Raw genomic sequence first — 21,067 nt, 5'->3', positions numbered from 1 at the left:
AACGCGGCACATGCAGGGTGGTCGTGTTTGTGTACTGGGAGGATCACAGACTACGCCCACCCTCACCCGAAGTCCCCATTGCGATATTGTATTGGCGCTTTAGCTTTTCGCCCCGAGACCGATTAACGGTACAAACCCAGTCAATTTGCCCAACTAGCGACAAACAAAACGCCCGGTCTGCTCGACGTGGATCGTCCGGTCTGCGAAGCGCGTGGATGGTTGCCTTGATCTGATCGTATTGCCTGCGCGAAATGTTGACATGCTGATTCACCACTAGGCCTGTTACCGTCTGCCGCTCTGACAGATGACTGACCCGGGTTTTGGCTGGGTTCATTACAAAACCCTCATCTTTGACTATTTGCGGTACCGCGTTCATTAGAATTCTCGCGATACCGATATCACCAGAAAACGTCAGGTCGTCAGCATAGCGGCTGTATATCGCACCAATACTACCCGCGAGCCCAGCCAAACGACGGTCCAATGTAAATGCGATCAAATTGGCCAAGGCCGGCGACGAAGGCGCACCCTGAGGCAAATGCGGCACGCGCATCTGTTGACGTTGTTGAGGCGGCAGTCCTGCAAGGACCCGTCCCGGCGTCGCCGTTGTGCACAGCCCTGTCAACATTTGGGCCACAGAGGCTGGGTAACCTAACCGACGAAACAATCCCAAGACCCGCATCGACTGGATGCTTGGAAAGAAATCCTGCAAATCAAAGCTAACGATACACTCTTCGCCGCAATGACGTGTGGCACCTTGCAAACATGACTTGCCACGGACAAATCCGAATGCATCAGGATGCACTGGAACCTTGTCTAGTATGCCATGCAATACATGCCGCTGCAGCGATTTCAGACCGGATTTCGGCGCCTCAATTACCCGCTGACCGCCGGTCGATTTCGAACGCAGTGCATAGCGATAATGGTGTACTCGCGGTTCAGGATGATCGTTCTGGCGGTTACTGACATCTGCCAAATACCCAAGCCGCGCACTATCAATTATCAACCAATCAGCTAAGTCCGCGTCGGTCGGAAGGTTCGGAATATTCAGCTGAGCAAAAGTTGGCAGCGGCAGCATCATTCCTGACCGCAGATCCACGTCCGGCCAAATACCCAATCGCAAACACTCGCGATAAACGCGCTCAAATGCGTCACACTCAAGAAGGCGCATTGCAATCATAGCGGCAGAAGGCGACGTCATCATTGGTAGTAACTGAATTAAGTCTTCAGCTATCAATTTCGCTTCGCGTTGAAATTGCGCAGGTAGGCGACCAAGCAATGCATCAGTTACAGCCAACACCGTCCACTGACACTTCGCCAGACTAGGCGCTATCAGTCGTGCAAAGTTTCGGCGCGAACGGCTGGAAATTGATTGCAACGAACGATCTCTGCCTTTCTTGGTCGTGCATCACCCGCGCTGGGCCGCGCCCAGTGACGGTGATGCCGTGCGTGTATGCAAAGGTCGTCATATCAGACGGGGATACCCCGCCCCGGCTCCCAAAAGGTGCCATCCAGAGACCGCCGTTGCATGCAAATCTTATCTGCACAAATCTGTGCAAACAACATGCAACTGAAAACACTAAGCTTCTTCGCCGGTCTCTGCTTTGAGAGCCTCGATATCGGGAACGGTGATGTCGCGGCGGTCACTGAATGCGATTAGCCCGTCACGCTTGAGCGCGGACATCTGGCGGCTCACAGTTTCGATGGTAAGCCCCAGATAGTTGGCCATCGTTTCGCGCGTAATTGGCAAAGTAAAACTCGCCTCATCGCCCGTTTTCTCAGACAACTTTGCCATGCGGGTTGCGATCATGTAGAGCAGTGACGCGATTTTTTCTCGGGCTGTTTTTCGCCCTAGAACCAGCATCCATTCACGCGCCGCATCAAGTTCGTCCAATGTCATCTCAAGCAAGCGCTGACCCACGTGGGGGGTATCATCGATCAACCGCTCAAATGGCCTGCGCCGAAAACAACAGAGCATTATGTCCGTTTCCGCAACCACGTCACAGTCGATGGTTTCGCGGTGTGGCCGCCCCATGAAGTCGCCCGGCAATAGCAGGCCCACCATCTGAACGCGTCCGTCTGGCATTGTTCGCGTCAGGCTCGACACCCCAGAGACAATAGAACCAACGAACTCTAAGGGATCACCAGCAAAGAAAATGGGCTGGCCCGCTGAAAACGAACGATAGTATTTGATCTGCTCAAGCTCGCGCATTTCGTCAGGTTCGCATTTCGAACAGACGGCATTGTAGCGAATGGGACAATCATCGCATGAATTCAGCTTTGGAACAGATAATTGCATCTTTGACGGCTTTCGACCTTTTGGCATCAAACTCTATGTCTGAATTGGGTAAATAACACCACTATTAACGCAAGGGCAGCGCGCGATTGCGCCACGCGCAAAACGTCTTTCACTCCGCTTGCTCACTATGAAAATCAAGTAACTAATCGTTAACAAAGAAAAATGCCCACCAAAATGATGGACATTTTTGTTTTTAGATGAGGCAGCTAAATTAGCTACCGAAGGTTCGAACGGCTGTCCGGCAAGCGAAGCCACACTTCGACGCGACGGTTGCGCGCACGGCCGGTTTCGCCATCGTTGCATGACAACGGAAGTAACTCGCCATAGCTTTGCGGCTCTAGTACAAGACGTTCACTGGTTTCTGGTTTCAGTGATGCTGCAAGAATGGCACGCACAGATTCAGCACGCGCTTGGGCCAATGCGGTATTGCGTGTCCGCTCACCGATCGAGTCTGCAAACCCAACCAGCAGAACCTCTAGACCGTCAAATTCACCGGCTTCCATACGCGCAGCAAGCTCTTCGATGTTACGGATCGACTCAACGTCCAAAACACTTGAACCCGTGTTAAACCGGAATGAAACACTGAGCCGGTCCGCGCCACGTAGCTCTTGCATCATGCTGGTATACTGACGCCCATCAAAGTCAGGTTCGACAGCCGCAGTGTGGACCAGCATCATGCCCATATCTTCAAGGCGCATACGCTCTAGTTCGCGGTCGATGAAGTGACTTTCCTTGATGTAGGCCTGCGCTTCACTTGTCAGTGTCCAATCCAAAAACGCTTGGGCTTCAGGATGCACACTGCCCGGTGTTGTGTAGGCATAAAGCCGACGCGACAAAGCGTATCCTTCGATCTTCATACGGAAATCTGTCGGTGGTGACAAAAGCCCGCATTCTTCGCGAATGTCCAAAAGGTTGACGTTGTTTGTGCGCGCAAGCCAGCGGCCCACAAAACCAATGCCACCACGGTCAGCCATCACAGCATCGACCATATCTTGGTATGCACTCCAACGTGTTACGTCGGACTTTTCGTCACGACCTGTAGGCCGAACGAGCGCATCCATCATCACGGCGCGATCGCCAGAGCTTTCGCCGAATGAGTTGACAGTAATTGGAAAGTCGCCACCGCCGAACTCTTTCCAGTTGGTTACTTCGCCAGACCAAATCCGCGCGACATCTTCGCCGCTCAGGTTACGCACCGGGTTATCGGGGTGCGTGATCATAACGATCCCGTCGACACCCAAAACTGTTTCGTTTGCCGTATCACGCAAGTCAGGAATGCCTGCCGCAGCGATCTTTTCGACATCGCTATCTTTCATCCGGCGATCAGCAACACCAATTGCAGCAAAACCACCTGCAAGTGCGGGGAACGCGCTTCCTGAACCGCGTGTTTGCAGGTCGATCTCCGCGCGCAAAGACCCATCCGCGTTCGTCAAGCGGACGATGCGCTCTGCAGGTTCTTCGGTTGGCACAATCTCAAAAGTAGCGCCAATAGACTGTGCATACCCACGCAACAAGTTAGGGATCAATGTCGTCCCTACTGTGCGCGATCCGTAAATGCCAAACTTGCGGCCAAAGTTATGCCCATCTGGACAAACCGAACCCGTGCAAACAACACTGCCTTTTTGAACACGCAAGACGCCAAGATCTGCTGTCTCAACAACAAAAACATCTCCGTCTACAGAGATTAGATCGCCGACAATCGACATTGTCCCATCAATCGACTTTAGCTCAATCGGTGGGTTCTGCTGCGCGATGGCCGTAGAGCCCGCCATTACGCCTGCAGCACACAAAAAAAATCGCGCCAAAGTGAAGCCTTTGCGCACGAACACATCAAATACAGTCATTTTACCCCGTAATATTTAACAAACTATCCTTCGAAAATCGAAGGCCACCACTCACAACTTTAAAAACTTAGGCAATCAACATTTAACATTACTAAGCAATTAAATTGTGCGTGCGTCACTAACGGACGCAACTAAAATAGCAAACAAAATCGTACAAAAATGCACATAGAAATGAAATTAGTTGATATATCTTCACGCATACGCAACCCTAAGTTACGATACGCCAACATCCAGTCGCGCAAATGGACTATCCAGAGTAGAAATAACTCTAGATAGCCCGACGACCTTCAGCCTAAGCGTTTCCAACTTTTTGCTTCTGCTCGCCCAGTCCGTCGATGCCTAGTCGCATGACCTCGCCACCCTTCAGATAGGTCGGCGGTTTTTGCCCCATACCAACGCCCGGCGGTGTCCCTGTCGAGATCACATCACCCGGCTGGAGCGACATAAAGCGGCTGCAGTAAGCGACAAGAAACGGAACCTTGTAGACCATCGTCGCGGTCGATCCATTTTGGTACCGCTTACCGTCGACTTCCAACCACATCGGCAAGTTGTTGAAATCGCCGACCTCGTCAGGTGTGACGAGCCACGGGCCGGTAGGGCCAAATGTATCGCACCCTTTGCCCTTGTCCCAAGTACCGGCGCGTTCAATCTGATATTCGCGTTCAGACACATCGTTCACGACACAAAAACCCGCGACGTGGCTCATCGCGTCGGCCTCTTCGATGTAAGACCCACCAGTGCCGATCACGACACCCAGTTCAACTTCCCAATCAGTTTTGATTGATCCACGCGGGATCAGCACGTCGTCGTTTGGCCCAACGACAGCCGAAGTCCATTTGTTAAAAATAACTGGCTCTGGCGGTACATCCAGACCGCTTTCTGCGGCGTGATCGGCGTAGTTCAAACCGATGCAGATGAATTTGCCGATGTTCCCAACGCAAGCGCCAAGGCGCAGGCTATCTTGCGGTGTGCCGGGCACGACTGGCAGCGTATTAATATCCAAGCCACGCAGTTTTGCGATGCCTTCGGTTGTCAGTGTATCACCCGCAATATCTGGCACGATGCCTGACAGGTCCCGCACCTGCCCCTGATCATCCAATAGACCCGGCTTTTCTTGACCCGCAGGCCCATAACGCAACAGTTTCATCTTTGCCCTTTCCGCAAAATAACAACGGCCCATCGAACATAACGGGCCGTCGGTTTAATTCAATCAATCGTACAATACGGCCTGAATTTCGGCGTTATCAATGTTCGATTGGTCATAGTAATAGAAACCCGTGTCGATGATCTTGGGCAGGTCTTCCCCTTTGGTCGCAGCGACTGCGGCTTTTACGGTTTCATAGCCGATGCCGACAGGGTTTTGGGTAATCGCACCGGCCATCAGACCTTCGCGGATCGCATCGGTTTGCGCCTTACCTGAATCGTAGCCAATAATCGTTACGCCTTGGGTGCCAAGCTCGCGCACCGCGTTCACCACACCAATTGCAGACCCTTCATTGGTGCCAAACATCCCGTCTAGCTCTGGGTTGGCGACAAGAATTGCCTTGGCTACTTCAGTTGATTGTAGCTGATCACCTTGGCCATACTGCACGGTCACGACCTGAATGTCAGGGTACTTTGCTTCTATTTGGTCCAAGAAACCATCCCGGCGGTCAATACCTGTGCTGCTTGTTTGATCGTGTGCAACGACTGCCACTGTACCAGAACCACCAATAAGTTCGGCCATTTTGTCAGCGGCAAGTGAGGCAGCAGCCCGGTTGTCTGTGGTGGCCGTGGTCACCGGAATGTCGCTATCGACGCCGCTGTCAAAGGCAACTACGGGAATGCCCGCGTCCGCTGCCTGACGCAGCAGCGGGATTGCAGCTTGGCTATCGAGCGCGGCAAACCCAATCGCGGCCGGGTTATTCGCCAAAGCAGCAGCAAGCATGTCAATCTGACGATCAACCATGGTTTCATTGTCTGGGCCTTCAAAGGTAATACGCACGCCTTCTTCGGCCGCAGCTTGTTCTGCACCCGCCTGAACGGCCTGCCAGAACTGGTGTTGAAATCCTTTGGACACAAGCGGGATGAACAATTCATCCTGTGCCATTGCAGGGGTGCCTATAATAAGGGCGGCGGCGCTGATTGCGCCCATCAAAGTACGGCGTGACAACATGTTTTTCTCCTCCACTGTTGTTTCGGTCGTGTCGTTATCGTCAGGCAGCTTTCCGGCGGCGCATCATGTCGGCGTAAACGGCCAAAATAATGATCGCGCCAGTGACGACCGTCTGCCACTCTTGTGCAACGGACAAAACGCGCAGCCCGTTGGTCAGTACCGCCATAATGAGAGCACCAATTAAGGTGCCAATGATGGTTCCCCGCCCTCCCGACAGGGATGTTCCACCAATCACCACGGCGGCAATTGCTTCTAACTCGTAACCCAAGCCCAGTGCAGGTTGCGCTGAGTTTAAACGTGATGCGATCAGCAAACCGCCAATGCCCACAATCGCGCCGGATAGCGCATATATCGCGATCTTCCAGCGGTCAGTATTTACCCCTGACAGGCGTACCGCCTCTTCGTTCGATCCCAACGCAAAGCAATAGCGCCCCAGTACCGTTCGGCTCAGGATGTACGAAGCAACGCCAGCTACGATGAACAAGATCAACACCCCATTGGGGATCGGCAGGAACGGTAGAACATCACCGATCAGCGACCCCCGAGAAATCTGGTCGAACCCGGGTGTGTCATTGAAATAGATCGGCCGCGTTCCTGAAATCACCAAGCTTAGCCCCTTGAGGATCAACATCATGCCAAGGGTCGCAATGAACGGTGGGATTTTTAGTTTGGCAACAAATGTGCCCGAACAAAACCCGCAGAACGCACCAGTACCGATAGCGGCGATAATACCCAACGGCATGGGCAGGCCAGCCTTTGTCAGCACAACGCCAGCCATGACAGCGCAGAACGTCATCATGGTCCCAACAGAAAGATCGATCCCACCCGTGATGATCACCAAGGTTGCAGCGATAGCCAGCACGCCATTCACTGACGTTGCCTGCAAAATCGCGATCATGTTCGACATCTGCATAAAGTTCGGAGACGCAAACGAGAATACGATCAACAGCACGATAAGCGAAGTGAACGCCAGCAGGCGTTGATGCATCAGCGCAGCCAATATTTTCGAAACAATGCTTGCCGCGGCGTTTGTCGTTGCTGTTGTCATCTTATCCTCCAACAAGCGCATCACGCCGCGTTGCTAATTCCATAATGTCTTCTTGTTTCGTAGCTGCCCCGCCCGGCAAAATGTCGGTCAAACGGCCCTCGCACATCACCGCAATGCGGTGACTTAGGCGCATGACCTCGGGTAGTTCAGAACTGATCACGATGATCGCGCGACCCTGCGCCGCAAGTTCTTCAAGGAGGCGATAGATTTCGGATTTTGCGCCAACATCAATACCGCGCGTCGGTTCGTCAAAAATCAGAATGTCGCAGTCGCGTAGCAGCCATTTGGCGATCACCACCTTTTGCTGGTTCCCTCCTGAAAGCAGACGCACGTCCTGCATGTCCGACGGGGTCCGGATACCAAGCTGCTTGATATAACCTTGAGCGCTTTCCTTCATCGCAATCTCATCAAGCACGCCAGTCTTGCTGGTGAACCTTGACAGCGATGCCATCGCAATATTGGCCCGAACAGTCATATCTGTCGCCAAACCAAAATGTTTACGATCCTCGGACAGATAGCCAATGCCAGCACTGACTGCGTCATAGGGGCTGCGGATATTGCAGGGCCGGCCATGCACCAGAATATCGCCGGCATCACGCGGATCAGCACCAAAGATGATCCGAGCGACCTCTGTTCGGCCTGCCCCCATGAGGCCGGCGAAACCCAATATCTCGCCCTTTTTGACGGTAAAACTAACATCGTGGATTTCGCGACTGCGGCGCAGGTTACGCACCTCAAGCGCAGTTTCTGCACCAGATGTGTCCGGGATATGGGGCGGTTCTTCGTTGACTTCGCGACCAACCATCAGCTCAATAATCTTGCCCAGCGGGGTCGCTTCGGCATCAAGCGTATCGATCCAAGCGCCATCGCGCATCACCGTCACACGGTCCGCGATGCGCTTAATCTCGTCCATTTTGTGACTGATGTAGATGATGCCCACGCCGTCCGCCTTTAGGCGATTGATCACTTCGAACAGTTCAGCAATTTCAGCGTCGTTCAATGCCGCCGTCGGTTCATCCATGATCAGGACACGTGGTTTATACGACAGTGCCTTGGCGATTTCGATGAGCTGCTGACGCGCGATAGTCTGGTCACCCACGTGGGCACGCGGGTCCATGTTCAACTTCATCGACGCAAAGATTTCGGTCGTTTGCTGGTTAAGCGCGGCCTCGTCCAAGCGTCCAAAACTGCGCCGAGGTTCGCGACCGATAAACACATTCTGCGCAGCAGTAAGATCGTTCATCAAGCTCAGTTCTTGATGGATGATCCCAATACCCATGTCCTGCGCAGCACGCGGGCTGTCAGGTGCCGCGTCGAACCCTGCAATTTTCACCGTTCCGCTGTCGCGCGTATAGACGCCCGACAGTATCTTCATCAACGTTGACTTGCCCGCACCGTTTTCGCCCATCAAGGCATGAACTTCGCCCGCAAACAAATCGAACTGAACGTTCTTGAGCGCATGAACACCGGGGAACCGTTTTTCAATGCCCTCCATCTCGACAAGTCTTTTCATTCGCGCAGGCCCTCCCAAACCGTTGCAAAGCGTCTAGATTGTGACGCCTCCATCCACTGAAACGGCTTGCCCGGTGACAAAACGGCTGTCATCCGACAGCAGGTGAATGATTGTTGGCGTCATGTCATCAACGGTTGCCAGTCGCCCCATCGGCTGGCGCGCGATAAAGTCCTTTTCGGCCTGAACCGGGTCGGGTGCAGATGCGATCCGCCCTTGTAGCGACGGTGTATCAACCGTACCCGGGCAAAGCGCATTACAACGCAAGCCGGTGCTCACGAAATCAGCGGCGACCGCTTTTGTCAGCCCCAAGACGGCGGCCTTGGTCGCGCCGTAAGCGGTTCGGAATGGGAACCCTTTGATCGAAGAGGCCATCGAGGACATATTCAAGATAGACGCGGTGCCCGTGATTTCTGCCCGCCGCAGCATACCGGGAATAAACGCCCGACTGATCCGCAGCATTGAGGTTATGTTTACGCTAACCGACAGATCCCAATCGGCGTCTGACACATCTAGAATTGTGCCATGGTGCACGATGCCAGCGCAGTTGAACAGGCAATCTAGGTCAGGCAGTTCTTCAGCAAGCGCCAGCGTCGCCGCCGCATCTGTCACATCAAAGTATCGGGTTTCGATGCCCTCAACTGCCCCCAAGGTTTCCAGTGCTTCGCGGTTCACATCTGTGGCATAGACCTGCGCCCCCTCTGCCGCGCAGGCAATCGCCGCAGCACGCCCCATCCCCTGCCCTGCAGCAGTGATCAGTATGGTCTTATCCTTCAATCGCATTGCCGGCTCCCCCCGTTTTTGCTTACATCACTGCGCCGATTTGCCATGGCACGAACTCCACCCCGCCATAGCCCAACTCTTCGCTTTTGGTTTTCTCGCCCGAGGCCACGCGAATGAACAATTCAAACAAATCGCGTCCCTTGTCTTCGATTGATACGCCATCAGTCACGATATCTCCGCAGTTCATATCCATGTCGTCGGACATGCGAGCATACATTTCGCTGTTGGTCGCAATCTTAATCCCGGGCGTTGGCATATAGCCCGACACCGACCCGCGCCCGGTAGTAAAGGCAATCAGGTTCGCACCAGACGCGACCTGCCCCGTCACAGAACAAGGGTCGAACCCGGGGCTATCCATAAAGACAAAACCCGGTGTCGTGATCTTCTCGGCAAATTTGTAGACGTCAGCGAGTGGCGCACTGCCGCTTTTCGCGACCGCGCCCAGCGACTTTTCAAGGATCGTCGTTAGCCCACCGCGTTTGTTGCCCGGGCTTGGATTGTTGTCCATCTCGCCACCGTTGCGGGCACAGTAGTCTTCCCACCACAGCACGCGGTCGATTAGCTTTTGACCGACTTCTTTCGATACCGCACGGCGTGTCAGCAAATGCTCGGCACCGTAGATTTCCGACGTCTCTGACAGGATCGTGGTTCCGCCGTGACGTACCAACAAATCAGATGCCACGCCCAGCGCAGGGTTCGCTGTAATCCCAGAATACCCGTCAGACCCGCCGCACTGCATCCCAACCATGATCTTAGAAATCGGTGCTGGCTGACGGGTGACCTGATTGGCAAGCGCAGCAACGCCGGCCAGTTGCTCCAAGCCTTTTTCGATGGTTTTGCGCGTCCCGCCCTCTTGCTGGATGGTCATATAGCGCAACGCGCCGTCAGCCCGGATTGGGCGACCATCAACAAGCGCCGACAGCTGCATGACTTCGCAGCCAAGTCCAATCAGTAGGATGCCACCAAAGTTAGGGTGACACGCATAGCCAGACAACGTGCGAAACAGCGCGTCATACCCTTCGTTTTCGCCCGACATGCCACAACCAGTGCCATGGGTGATTGGAACGATCCCGTCGACATTTGGAAACGCGTCCAGCAAGCCAGATTTCTCGGCGGCCTCGGCGATAAATTTAGCAACAGAACCTGAACAGTTCACCGATGTTAAGATGCCGATATAGTTGCGCGTTCCCACACCACCATCGGCACGGTGATAGCCGTTGAATGTCCGTTCTTGGGTGGCGGGTTCAAGCGCTTTCACTTCGCTCGCGAAAGCATAATCTTGGGCATGATCGCCCATGCCAAGGTTTTGAACATGGATGTGTTCGCCAGCTGCGATGTCTTTTTTGGCCTGACCAATTGTCTGGCCGTATCGAATCACCTTTTCGCCCGATGCAATTGGCCGACGTGCGATCTTGTGGCCCCTGATTATCGATTGCGCCAACGGCACCTCGACCCCATCAACAACAGCGCCAGCGTCCAAATCTGCAAGTGCGATAACGATATTGTCGTCGTCGTGAAGGCAGATCACTTGGGGCATACTGGCGTCCTATGCTGGCATATATGCGTTAATTAAAAACAAGATCACAATTAGCTTTACATGTCGCACCTGTCAACTAACATGTCAGTTGAAATCGGAGAATACACTTGGCGAACACGACTAACATCAGCGCTGATGCATTGGCGGATATAGAACAGCTTGATGGCCCCCTATCGCAACGGGTCTATACCGCCCTACGCGACGCGATCCTTGATATGAAACTTGATCCCGGCGCGGTGCTTCGCAAAGCAGCCATTTGCGAACAATTCGGCGTTTCGCGTTCGCCAGTGGCAGAGGCACTGACACGGCTGTCAGGCGACGGGCTAGTTGATGTGATCCCACAATCCGCAACCCGTGTAACCCGATTTTCCTTAGATGAAATCCGCGAAGAATGCTTCTTGCGTGACGCGGTCGAAGTCGCTGCAGTCAAACGTGTGGCCGAAACGCGTACCGATGATCAGCTTGTGCAGTTAACGCGTAACCTGCGTATGCAAACATTGCTCGTCGAGGACAAAGACTTTCACGGCTTCTTTGAAGCGGACGAAGCCTTTCACAAGATGATCTTGGAATTCACAGGCTTTCGGTCTGTGGCGGCAATTGCGGGTCAGCTTGCACTGCAGCTTCGGCGCGTAAGGATGCTAGTGCTACCAGAGGAGGGACGCCCCGCCGAAACGGTTGCCGAACATGCCGCGATCTTGGATGCGATCCGGGATGAAGATCCCCAAGCCGCCGCCACAGCGATGCGGCACCACCTTGCGCAGTTGATCAACCGCATTGAACCGCTTGAGCAACAACACCCCGACTTTTTCCGTTAGTCCCAGCCATCGCCAGGATCCCATATGCAAGTCACTGCCACCCGCCTGCTTAACAATCGCACAAAGACTCCGGTGGAATTGACAGCGATGGGGTTTGGGGCTGCGCCACTCGGTAACTTGTATAGCGCGATGACCGATGCACAGGCGGCCGAAACGCTCGATGCCGCGCTACACGCTGGAATGCGCTATTTCGATACAGCACCGTTTTACGGACTGGGCCTGTCTGAACGCCGGGTTGGTCCTGCGCTCGCGGATCGACCCGATGTTGTTCTATCAACCAAGGCCGGGCGCATCTTGATTGATTGCCCACCAGACCAAGCCACGCCAGAGATGTTCGTCGACGTTCCCTCGCGACGGGTCGAGTTCGATTATTCCTATGATGGGATCATGCGTAGCTTTGCCGCCAGCCTAAATCGATTGGGCGGTGCGCGACCTGACATTCTGCTGCTTCACGACATTGATCCGGGCACCCATGGGCAAGATGCCTCAAACGGGCATCTGCGCGATCTGTTTGATCACGGCGGATACCGCGCGCTCAGCGAACTACGCGACAACGGTGACATCAAAGCAATCGGCGCTGGCGTGAATGATTGGAAGATTTGTGAAACGCTATTGGGCGAAGCGGAGTTCGACTGTTTTCTGCTGGCTGGGCGCTATACGTTGCTAGAACAAGAAGCTTTAGAGACCTTCTTGCCGCTTTGCGAAAAGCTGGATGTCGGGATCATTTTGGGTGGTCCGTATAATTCCGGCATCTTGGCGACTGGCGCAGTTCCTGGTGCGCGCTACAACTATGCCCCTGCTGACCAATCGACGCTTGACCAAGTGCGACATATCGAAAGCATTTGCGCTGATCACAACGTCCCACTGATTGCCGCCGCATTGCAGTTCGTTCTTGGCCATCCGGCGATCCGCAGTGTGATTCCCGGCGCACGAAGCCCCGAAGAAATCGCAAGCAATATTGCCGTATTCAACGCACCCATTCCGGATAGCCTTTGGTCCGACCTAAAATCCGCGCATCTTATCCGCGCCGACGCCCCCACACCAACAGGAGCTAACGATGCTGTATAACATTCCGCCGATCCTTTCGCCCGACCTGTTGTGGACGCTGCGTGCCATGGGCCATGGCGATGAAATTGTCATAGGCGACGCGAATTTCCCGGCCGAAGGACTGGGGCCGAAATGCTTGCGGCTCGACGGGATCAGTGCGACCGACACATTGGCTGCGATTGTGAAGCTGCTTCCGCTTGATACCTTTGTCCCCGCGCCGGCCCACACGATGCAGGTTGTTGGTGATCCAAACGCGGTGCCCGAGATCGTTGCGGAATTCCAGACATTGATCCCAGACCACAAAATCGGGACGCTTGAACGGTTTGATTTCTACGCCCGCGCCGCCAAGGCATTCGCTGTCATACAGACTGGTGAAACCCGGCTTTACGGTAATATCATTCTGACCAAGGGCGTCATCGGATCATGAAGGTCGACGCACATCAGCATTTTTGGATGCTTGATCGTGGCGACTACGGCTGGCTGACCCCTGACCTTGCACCACTTTATCGCGATTTCCAGCCCGCCGATCTGACGCCACACCTTACTGACTGCGAGGTCGAAGGTACCATCTTGGTGCAAGCGGCACCAACCCTCGCCGAAACTCATTACATGCTCGAACTCGCCGCCCAAAATGACTTCGTCCTTGGCGTTGTTGGGTGGGTCGACCTTGAAGCGAAAGACGCTGCTGAACAGATTGCGACGCTGGCCGAAAATCCCAAACTAGTGGGGTTGCGTCCGATGATCCAAGATATCCCAGATGACGATTGGATGCTGCGACCAGAACTGGCGGTGGGTTTTGAAGCAATGATCGCCCATAATCTGACATTCGATGCGCTAGTCCTGCCTCGGCATCTAAAGAACCTAATGGCACTGATGGGCAGGCACCCCAACCTTCGTGTCGTTATCGACCACGGTGCCAAACCGGAAATTCGTCACGGTCAGTTTGATGAATGGGCGCATGATATGGCCACACTTGCAAATGAAACTGACGCCTACTGCAAGCTATCCGGCCTCGTGACCGAGGCAGGCCAAGACTGGAGCATCGACGACATCGCCCCCTATGTCGCGCATCTGCTAGAGTGCTTTGGGCCGAACCGCCTGATCTGGGGCAGCGACTGGCCCGTTTGCACGTTGGCAGCGACATATCAGCAATGGCACGACATGGCACAGCGGTTGGTTGGCCCCAATAGCGCAGGCATTTTCGGCAAGAACGCACAAAAGGCTTATCGGCTGCCGTGATCTGATTGCGCTTCGGGTGAAAACCAAGCAAGTTTGCCCGTAAGGAGACCGCATTTGATCCGCATCTTGCACACCGCCGATTTACATCTGGATTCACCGCTTAAATCGCTGGCACTGCGTGACGAAGGCATGCGCGATGTCGTTCAAAACGCAACGCGTGCCGCATTGGTTCGGATCGTAGACACTGCACTATCTGAACGGGTCGCTGCCCTGCTTATCGCCGGTGATCTGTTCGACGGCGCCGCCCGAAGCGCCAAAACCGCGGCGTTTCTGGTGACCCAGTTTGATCGACTGGCCGATGCGGACATTCCTGTGTTTTATATCAAAGGAAACCACGACGCCGAAAACCCGATCACGGGTGAGGTAGCCCTACCTAAAAATGTTCACGTCTTTGACGGGCGCGGTGGCAAGGTCCAGCTACCGGGGACGAACATCTGGGTCCATGGTGTCAGCTTTAGCGGACGACACGCGCCTGACAGCCTGCTCGACAAGTTTAGTGCTCCGATCCCTGATGCGATCAACATCGGCATGTTGCACACTTCGCTTGGCGGTGCCGCCGGGCACGATACCTACGCCCCCTGTTCAGAGGCCGACCTGCAAAACATGGGTTTTGACTATTGGGCGCTTGGGCATATTCACAAACGCAAGGTCTATGGCAGCGCCCCTTGGATCGTCATGCCCGGCATTCCCCAAGGACGCGATATCGGTGAATCCGGCCCACAATCGGCGACTATGCTGCATATAGAAAACAGTGAAATTACCCTAAGCGAGGTTCCCACCTCGGCAGTGACATTCCTTAGCCATGCGATCGATGTCAGCACATTGACCACTGACGATCTATTGCGTGATGCCTTACGGCAAACCTTTCGCGACCTTGGGAATACCGCAGGGGATACTGTCATCCTGCGCTTGTCATTCAGCGGGCAATCAGAACGCCATTGGCACATCCTACGCGACCGCGCCTTATGGGAAGAAACTGCACGTGAACTTGCCCGTGAAACCGGGAAGCTGTGGATTGACAAAGTCAGCTTCGATCTTGATGCACCGACATCTTCGGACAGCAACAATGCCACTGACGAGCTTGCCCAAATTATGGACGCAATTCGCATTGAACCTGGCTTTTTCGGTGAGATGACTGGAATGCTCGACACAATACTGTCCGAACTTCCGGCTCACTTGCGTGCCGACCTGCTGCCAGACCAAGACGCGATGCACGCCCTTGCCTCTGACGTTACCGGACGTGGCGCTGCACAGATGATTGCCCTGATGAAAGGTGCAGCGGATTGATGCGGTTACGAAAGCTGAACCTCGACCTATTCGGGCATTTCGCCGGAAAGTCCTATGACTTTGGCACTGCAGGTGAAGGAGAACCTGATTTTCACATCGTCTATGGCCCCAATGAGGCCGGCAAAACGACGACGATGGAGGCCTATCTGCGGCTGCTGTACGGGTTTGATACACGCGAAGCCTATGATTTTCAGCATCAACGCAAGAACCTGCGTGTGTCAGGTGTTTTGGAAACAGCGCAGGGTGATCTTGCCCTGACGCGCCTTCCGACACGAGCCGCATCATTGGTCGATGGCAGTGGCACTACATTGCCCGACGCGGCGATTGCTGCGCAGCTTGGCGGGCTAAGTGCGGATGACTACCGCAGCTTGCTTTGCCTCGACGACGATACGATTGAAAAAGGCGGCGAAGAAATCGCCAATAGTAAGGGCGACATTGGGCGACTGTTATTCTCGGCCGCTGCGGGGGTCAGCGACCTGACGACGGTGTTGGATGGCGTCGATGCCGATGCAAATGCGCTTTACCTGAAACGGTCCAGCAAATCGGAAATGGCACAGCTCAAGAAAGAATTGACCGATGTCACCGCGCAGATAAAAGCCCAAGACGTTCCCGCCAGCGCATATCGCAAACTGCGCCAAACGCTGGCAGCAGCAACCGCGCAAGAATCCGAGATCGGTGAAGAACGCAGTGCGCTGATCGCCCAGCTGGCTGAAATCAAAGCCAAGCAAACCGCCCTGCCACTGCTGCAAAAACTGGACCAAGTCGAAGCGCAACTCGCCCCGTTGGCCGATTACCCGGCCACGCTTGATGTTGCGCCCGAAGATCTGGTGCAAATGCTAACCAAGCAGCGCCAGGCCGAAGCAGATATCAGCCGCCTTACCAGCGAGGTGAAAACCCTTACTACCGAGTTAGAACAAATTGTTCGACACCCCGATCAGCTTAATCTGCAAAGCACCCTTGCCGATCTTGACGCTGCCCGTAGCCGCTTTGCGACAGCGCAGCTGGACCTACCGCGCCGCGCCGAGACGCTGAATACAATTCTTTCAGATATGAAGGCCGCCGCATCTGAATTGGGTGCGGACCGTGACCCGGCCCAACTGGTTATCGCGCCTGCGATACTCGCGCGTCTGGAACAAGCACGCGAAGCAAAACGCGCAGCCATCCAAGACCTGAAAACAGAACAGGATGAAATCAAACGCCTGTCCGACCGGGTTATTATCGCCCAAGACAACCTAGAACGGTCCAAAGAAACGACGCCTGACAACGCAGTCATTGGCGACATACTCGACCGGTTCTCGGTCGATAGCCTTGCGCCAGCCTATGCAAAGGCGGCCGAAGCAATCGCATCCACGCAACGGCAATTGACGACGGCACTGGCCAACCTTGCGATCAGCGGACAGTCATTCACTGCATTGCCGTCACAACCGCTGACCGCACAAGAGGTCGTCGCGCTGGCCGAAACACATAGCGAATTGGCGCGCAAAATCACACAGACGCAGGACGAAATTGACCAGCTTAGCGCAGACGCCGCTGGGCTAGAGGCGCAAATCCAACAGATCCGCGACGTTGGTGCGATTATCGATGATGCGACCGCAGACGATGAAATGCAGAAGCGTGATTCGCTTTGGCTTACCCATCGTGAAACACTGACGAACACAACCGCAGACCAATTTGAAAACGCGTTGCAGCGAACAGACAAGACTGCGCAGCAACGGCTAGCGCAGGCCAAAGACGTCGGGCAGCTGCGCCAAGTGATGCAAAACTTGGTCGAAATCCAAGCCCGCATAGAGCAGCTTAAACAGCGGTTAGAAAAACTTCAGACTGAGCAGTCTACGATTTCAACACAGCTAAGCAATGTCGCGGACGAAATGGGGTTATCCCGTACACTTTCACCGGACGTATTTGCGAAATGGGTTCAGCAGGTCGAAACCGCGTATTCAGCTGAACAACAGCTGAAGATCACACGTAACGAACATGCTGCGGTTATCGAAAAATCCAACAGATTGGTGACCGCGCTTAGCGATCACATCACGCTAGATGCACCCGATTTCGACACGCTGGTGACCACGGCCCGTCAACGCGACAAGGCTGCGCGTGAAATTCGTGAAAGGCAGAATACGGAACAGCGTGCGTTGGATGACTTGAACGCGGAACACGCAAAACGCGACAAACGCCGAGATGATCTAACCAATGCCGTCGCAACCGCCAGTGCGACATGGAATGAACTGGTAGCGGAATGCCTGCAAAACCAAGTCGACGCAGAACGGCTGGAGATGTCGTTTGAACCATTGCGAAGCCTGCGAGAACTTGATGCGCGTCGCACCACCGCCGCACGTCAGGTCGAGGCGATGCAGGCCGATCAGACCCAGTTTAACGCCGTTATGACTGACCTGGCCACGAAGCATGGTTTGGAATTGGGGGATGAGCCGCTAGTCACATTTGCGGCCCTCACTGATCTAGCGAACGCAGCGCAGGCCGCGGAAACAGATCACGCCACGCTGACCGCACAATTAGATGAACGGCAGACTGCAATCACGCAGGCCCGGCAGACTCTTGAGGATATTGAACGCGAGGTCGCAGAGCTTGGCAAATTATTCCCGCAGCATGTCCCCGCCCAATCGGTCGATGACTTACGCCATGCGGTTACAAAAGCGCAGGAAGCTATTGCCGCTCGCAAAGGCAAAGCTGAACTCGAAACTCAGATCACAGGACAACTACACCTGCCCGACATCGCCAGCGCACGACATGCGTTAGAGAACACAAGTCCAACAAGTTTAGATGCCCAGGCGATGCAGGTGCAAGGCGATCTCGATGAAATCGAAACGCGGTATCGGCAGGCTATCGCGACCCGCGCGGAAGCGGCCCAAGACTTGCAAGCCGTGACTGGCGACAATCTCATTGCCGAACTGACAGAACGCAAAACCACGCTTGAACTGGCAATGCAGGACACAGCGCTGCGCTATGTCGAATTGCGCGCGGGCCACATGTTGGCCCAAGAGGCGATTAGACGCTATCGCGACGCGCATCGCAGCAGCATGATGGACGCGACCCAGCTAGCCTTTGCAGAGCTTACAAACGGCGCATACACCACCCTGCAAGCGCAGCCTGATGGCACAAGCGAGACCCTGATTGCGATTGATGCTGCTGGACGTGCCAAACAAGCGCAGGATATGTCCAAGGGCACCCGGTTTCAGCTATACCTTGCGCTGCGTGCCGCCGCCTATGAACAGCTGGCCAGCCAAGGCACCTGCCTTCCGTTCTTTTGCGACGACATTTTTGAAACCTTCGACGAAGAACGCACAAAGGCCGCATGCAAAATGATGGAACGGATCGGGCGGCGCGGTCAGGCAATCTATCTGACGCACCACCAGCATGTCATTGATATTGCCCGTGACGTTTGCGGCGATGGCGTGCGTGTACATGAAATCTGACCCCATCCGCGACACGCGTGTCGGATCGGAAATCTAGAAGTGTCTATTCCGGCGCTTTAGGCGTCGCTTTGATGTAGTCAAAGGCGCAAAAACGCCATTATCACCAACGGCAGACACGACCATACGCGGTCCGAAAAAGCCGGAGCACTACTCGCCATGACAAACTTTGCCCTTCGCGTACAATGCAAATCGACCCGTGGGATCGTCGCCGAGACATCCACGTTTCTCGCCGAGCAAGGCTGCAACATCACCGATAGTGCGCAATTTGACGATACCGGAACCGGCAACTTTTTCATGCGAAACAGCTTTCGTTCCGAAGAAGGTGTGACGCTCGAAGAACTGCAAGATCGCTTTGCGCCCGTCGTTGAAAAATACAACATGACTGCCGAATTCTTTGATGAATCCGTGAAGCCCAAGGTCATTATCATGGTGTCACGCTTTGGGCACTGCTTGAACGACCTGCTGTATCGCTGGAAAATCGGGGCACTGCCGATTGAAATCGTCGCAGTAATTTCGAACCACATGGATTACCAAAAGGTCGTCGTGAACCACGATATCCCGTTCCACTGCATCAAGGTCACGAAAGAAAACAAACCAGAAGCCGAAGCCCAGATTATGCAGGTTGTCGAAGACACCGAAGCCGATCTGATCGTTCTCGCACGCTACATGCAAATTCTGTCCGACCAGATGTGCCAAAAGATGTCCGGCAAAATCATTAACATCCACCATTCATTCCTACCAAGCTTTAAGGGTGCTAACCCTTACAAGCAGGCATTTGAAAAAGGCGTAAAGCTGATTGGCGCGACGTCGCACTATGTCACCGCCGATCTGGATGAGGGTCCGATCATTGAACAAGACGTCGTGCGCGTGACCCACGCCCAATCGAATGATGATTATGTCGCGCTTGGCCGCGATGTAGAGGCTAGCGTCTTTGCGCGAGCGATCCATGCACATGTTCATGGCCGCGTATTCCTGAACGGAAACAAGACAGTAGTGTTCCCAGCTTCGCCGGGGTCTTATGCGTCGGAACGGATGGGTTGATGTCGGGCTTCACGAACTAAACCCTTTTTCAGCAATCAGCTATTTTTGCGTGCACACCACACGCGTTCCCCATGCATCACAACGTGCCTGTAGGTTTTCTGAAACGGGTCGGTCGGTGAATATGGCATCGACGGCGGCAAGTGACCCGATCCGTGCCGGCGCTGATCGGTGAAATTTTGTGTGGTCCGTGACAACAAAAACGTGGCGTGATTGTTCGATGATCGCCTGGCTGACGCCCACTTCGTGGATATCAAAATCCAGCAGATCACCGTCATCGTCCAAGGCCGAGCATCCAATAATTGCATAGTCGAACTTGAACTTACGGATCGTGTCGGTGGTAATACTGCCCACCAGCCCGCCATCTGACCGGCGCAAACTGCCGCCGGTAACGATGACCTGACAGTCCGGGTTCGCAGCCAGAATATTCGCGACGTTCATGTTGTTTGTCACCGACATAAGGTTGCGGTGGTTCAGCAGTTCTGCGGCGACAGCTTCGGTAGTGGTGCCGATGTTCAGAAAAACCGAGCAATCCTCGGGCAATTCGCTTGCACACGCTCGGGCAATATCGACCTTTTGCTGATGGTTAAGCACGCGGCGGTCTTCATAGCCGATATTCGTCGTACTTGAGGGTAGGATCGCCCCACCGTGGACCCGCTCAAGCCGCCCAGCATCTGCAAGTTCGGTCAAATCACGGCGGATCGTTTGCAGCGTCACGCCAAAATGCTCTGCTAGCCCCTCGACCGTAACTTTGCCCTCGCGTCGTGCGATTTCAATGATTTCCGGCGCCCTAAAGGTCTGAGCCATACTCCACCCCATTCTACTATCACCCGCATCGTTTTCTTGCGGAATGGCACATACCTTAGTTCGTTTTAGTCAAAATAACCAAACAGAATATTCGTTTTAGTTCGCTTTACAGAGATAAACAGCAAAATAGCCCGAAGTCAGTTGTTGAGTATTATTATTTATGCATTATATTTCAATTGTTTACATTAATACGAAAACAAACGAACAAAAATTCCTTCCATTTGACCGCG

General features: G+C 54.3%; 17 protein-coding genes. 7 read left to right on the top strand and 10 right to left on the bottom strand.

Annotated features, from left to right (window positions below; all coding sequences use genetic code 11):
* Positions 1-43: 43 nt before the first annotated feature.
* The 9 genes from ACHUEV_RS15025 to ACHUEV_RS14985 form a co-directional block, all read right to left on the bottom strand.
* The gene (locus ACHUEV_RS15025; protein WP_394181273.1) at positions 44-1,294 is read right to left on the bottom strand and encodes a reverse transcriptase family protein; all 1,251 of its coding nucleotides are present in this window, start codon (positions 1,292-1,294) and stop codon (positions 44-46) included.
* Positions 1,295-1,576: 282 nt separating this feature from the next.
* The gene (gene fnrL / locus ACHUEV_RS15020) at positions 1,577-2,296 is read right to left on the bottom strand and encodes a transcriptional regulator FnrL (RefSeq protein ID WP_394181271.1); all 720 of its coding nucleotides are present in this window, start codon (positions 2,294-2,296) and stop codon (positions 1,577-1,579) included.
* A gap of 215 nt (positions 2,297-2,511) precedes the next feature.
* Positions 2,512-4,140 carry a substrate-binding domain-containing protein gene (locus ACHUEV_RS15015; RefSeq protein ID WP_394181269.1) on the bottom strand — a complete coding sequence of 543 codons (1,629 nt, stop codon included), beginning with the start codon at positions 4,138-4,140 and terminating at the stop codon, positions 2,512-2,514.
* Positions 4,141-4,432: 292 nt separating this feature from the next.
* Complete coding sequence (locus ACHUEV_RS15010) at positions 4,433-5,287, bottom strand: fumarylacetoacetate hydrolase family protein (RefSeq protein WP_394181267.1); 855 nt, start codon at positions 5,285-5,287, stop codon at positions 4,433-4,435.
* A 63-nt stretch (positions 5,288-5,350) separates the two neighbouring features.
* Positions 5,351-6,295: an ABC transporter substrate-binding protein gene (locus tag ACHUEV_RS15005; RefSeq protein WP_394181266.1), complete on the bottom strand. Its 945-nt coding sequence runs from the start codon at positions 6,293-6,295 to the stop codon at positions 5,351-5,353.
* 40 nt (positions 6,296-6,335) lie between these two features.
* Positions 6,336-7,343, bottom strand: a complete 1,008-nt coding sequence (locus ACHUEV_RS15000) for an ABC transporter permease (protein ID WP_394181264.1) — start codon at positions 7,341-7,343, stop codon at positions 6,336-6,338.
* Position 7,344: 1 nt separating this feature from the next.
* Positions 7,345-8,856 carry a sugar ABC transporter ATP-binding protein gene (locus ACHUEV_RS14995; protein WP_394181263.1) on the bottom strand — a complete coding sequence of 504 codons (1,512 nt, stop codon included), beginning with the start codon at positions 8,854-8,856 and terminating at the stop codon, positions 7,345-7,347.
* 33 nt (positions 8,857-8,889) lie between these two features.
* On the bottom strand, positions 8,890-9,636 hold the full coding sequence (locus ACHUEV_RS14990) for an SDR family oxidoreductase (RefSeq protein ID WP_394181261.1): 747 nt from the start codon (positions 9,634-9,636) through the stop codon (positions 8,890-8,892).
* 22 nt (positions 9,637-9,658) lie between these two features.
* The gene (locus ACHUEV_RS14985) at positions 9,659-11,173 is read right to left on the bottom strand and encodes a UxaA family hydrolase (protein WP_394181259.1); all 1,515 of its coding nucleotides are present in this window, start codon (positions 11,171-11,173) and stop codon (positions 9,659-9,661) included.
* Positions 11,174-11,280: 107 nt separating this feature from the next.
* On the opposite strand from ACHUEV_RS14985, the gene ACHUEV_RS14980 reads away from it, so the two are divergent.
* The 7 genes from ACHUEV_RS14980 (at position 11,281) to purU (ending at position 20,033) form a co-directional block, all read left to right on the top strand.
* Positions 11,281-11,988: a GntR family transcriptional regulator gene (locus tag ACHUEV_RS14980; RefSeq protein WP_394181257.1), complete on the top strand. Its 708-nt coding sequence runs from the start codon at positions 11,281-11,283 to the stop codon at positions 11,986-11,988.
* Between the two features lie 24 nt (positions 11,989-12,012).
* Positions 12,013-13,056, top strand: coding sequence for an aldo/keto reductase (locus ACHUEV_RS14975; RefSeq protein WP_394181255.1), 1,044 nt, complete (start codon positions 12,013-12,015; stop codon positions 13,054-13,056).
* Positions 13,046-13,462, top strand: coding sequence for an RbsD/FucU family protein (locus tag ACHUEV_RS14970; RefSeq protein ID WP_394181254.1), 417 nt, complete (start codon positions 13,046-13,048; stop codon positions 13,460-13,462). The genes ACHUEV_RS14975 and ACHUEV_RS14970 overlap by 11 nt, the downstream gene beginning before the upstream one ends.
* Positions 13,459-14,274, top strand: coding sequence for an amidohydrolase family protein (locus tag ACHUEV_RS14965; protein ID WP_394181252.1), 816 nt, complete (start codon positions 13,459-13,461; stop codon positions 14,272-14,274). The genes ACHUEV_RS14970 and ACHUEV_RS14965 overlap by 4 nt, the downstream gene beginning before the upstream one ends.
* A gap of 54 nt (positions 14,275-14,328) precedes the next feature.
* Positions 14,329-15,561 (top strand): metallophosphoesterase family protein, encoded by a 1,233-nt coding sequence (locus tag ACHUEV_RS14960; protein WP_394181250.1) that lies wholly within the window; start codon positions 14,329-14,331, stop codon positions 15,559-15,561.
* Entirely contained in the window at positions 15,561-18,992 is a 3,432-nt protein-coding gene (locus ACHUEV_RS14955; RefSeq protein ID WP_394181248.1) for an AAA family ATPase, read from the top strand. Before ACHUEV_RS14960 ends, ACHUEV_RS14955 begins: the two co-directional genes overlap by 1 nt.
* 156 nt (positions 18,993-19,148) lie before the next feature.
* Complete coding sequence (gene purU, locus ACHUEV_RS14950) at positions 19,149-20,033, top strand: formyltetrahydrofolate deformylase (RefSeq protein WP_394181246.1); 885 nt, start codon at positions 19,149-19,151, stop codon at positions 20,031-20,033.
* Between the two features lie 39 nt (positions 20,034-20,072).
* Here the strand turns inward: purU and ACHUEV_RS14945 are convergent, their stop codons facing one another.
* Positions 20,073-20,837 carry a DeoR/GlpR family DNA-binding transcription regulator gene (locus tag ACHUEV_RS14945; protein ID WP_394181244.1) on the bottom strand — a complete coding sequence of 255 codons (765 nt, stop codon included), beginning with the start codon at positions 20,835-20,837 and terminating at the stop codon, positions 20,073-20,075.
* Between the last annotated feature and the right edge of the window lie 230 nt (positions 20,838-21,067).

Source organism: Yoonia maritima (assembly GCF_043641945.1).
Classification (GTDB): Bacteria; Pseudomonadota; Alphaproteobacteria; order Rhodobacterales; family Rhodobacteraceae; genus Yoonia; species Yoonia maritima_B.
The sequence above is the reverse complement of the archived record's forward strand: the minus strand, read 5'-3'. Positions and strand labels throughout refer to the sequence as shown.